This is a genomic window from Clostridium acetireducens DSM 10703 (genome assembly GCF_001758365.1).
In the GTDB taxonomy this organism is placed as follows: Bacteria; Bacillota; Clostridia; order Clostridiales; family Clostridiaceae; genus Clostridium_C; species Clostridium_C acetireducens.
This window is the reverse complement of the sequence record NZ_LZFO01000078.1, coordinates 1-1,347: the sequence shown is the minus strand read 5'-3', so window position 1 is coordinate 1,347 and position 1,347 is coordinate 1. Positions and strand designations below refer to the sequence as shown.

The 1,347-nt window shown below is 32.6% G+C and carries 2 protein-coding genes; one reads left to right on the top strand and one right to left on the bottom strand.

The features are described from left to right. The first annotated feature begins 103 nt into the window (after positions 1-103). Positions 104-1,150 (top strand): IS30 family transposase, encoded by a 1,047-nt coding sequence (locus tag CLOACE_RS11595; RefSeq protein ID WP_070111396.1) that lies wholly within the window; start codon positions 104-106, stop codon positions 1,148-1,150. A 16-nt stretch (positions 1,151-1,166) separates the two neighbouring features. Here the strand turns inward: CLOACE_RS11595 and CLOACE_RS11880 are convergent. Continuing rightward, the coding region (locus CLOACE_RS11880) for a hypothetical protein (protein WP_207644907.1) at positions 1,167-1,347 on the bottom strand (181 nt) is incomplete at its 5' end.

Sequence of the window (1,347 nt, the reverse complement as noted above, 5' to 3'; positions counted from 1 at the left end):
GGTTCATTGTAAAATTAAATGCAACAGATAAAAAATATTAAAACCATAGTGAAAATCATGTATGATATAGGTGTTGAGTATAAACATACAGGAGGTTTTCACTATGGTTCATGATACTGATTATAACACACCTATACGTTCTTTTAAACACCTAAAGCTATATGAGCGTGGGGAAATTTATGCATTGCTTAAAGAAGGTAAAAGTATTCGCTATATTGCTAAAAAATTAGGACGCAGTCCAAGTACTATCTCCCGTGAAATTAAACGTGGTACTACCTTACAGCTTAAAAGTGATTTATCTACATTTACAAGTTATTTCCCTGAAACAGGTCAGGCTGTATATGAAAATCATCGCTCAAATTGCGGAGCAAAAATTAAAATAGCTACAGCCGAAGCTTTTATAAAGTATGCAGAAACAAAAATTCTTAAAGACAAATGGTCCGTCGATGCTGTAGTAGGTTATTGTAAAAATGACCCTGCTTGGAAGGATGAATATATTGTTTCTACTAAAACATTGTACAACTATATTGATAAAGGCTTTTTATCTGTACGCAATATAGATTTACCTTTAAAACTACGCTTAAAACCTAAGAATAAAAGAATTAAGCAAAATAAGCGTATCTTAGGTAAAAGTATTGATTTAAGACCAGAAGAAGTAAATACCCGTGAAGAATTCGGACATTGGGAAATAGATACTGTCATTGGTAAAAAGTCCGGTGATAATGCTCTCTTGACTCTAACAGAGCGTAAGTCCCGTTATGAAATAATGATAACTTTAAATGCTAAAGATAGTAAATCTGTTGATGATTCAATAAAAAAGCTTATGGAGATGTATAGAGATACTTTTAAACATGTATTTAAAAGTATCACCGCTGATAATGGGGTTGAATTTAGTAATTTAGGAACTTTGCTTAAAGGATATGGTATAGATGTATATTATACTCACCCTTATTCTTCCTTTGAAAGGGGTACTAATGAACGTCATAATGGTCTTATACGTCGTTTTATACCTAAAGGCAAAAGCATCAAAGACTTATCTTTTGATATAATTCAAAGGATTCAAAATTGGATGAATAGGTTGCCACGTAAATTGCTAAATTACAAAACCCCAGAAAAATGTTTTTATGAAGAATTATCGAAAATTGCTTAATCCCATATTTTGAATATTATAGATGTCGTTTGTGGTTTATCAAGGGTAAAGCTCCGCCTGCTTCGCAGCCCTTGACAAACCCATGCACTCCATCTCCTGTTATTATTAAGATGGGCTTAAGGCTGATTTTGACTATTGTCAGTCCTATTCTACATGATTTTTTCACAGGGGTGTTGCATTTAATATTGCAATTTAAG

Bases quoted from the DNA above. Each gene is read 5' to 3' on its own strand.
- CLOACE_RS11595 (WP_070111396.1), top strand. From the start codon at position 104: ATGGTTCATGATACTGATTATAACACACCTATACGTTCTTTTAAACAC.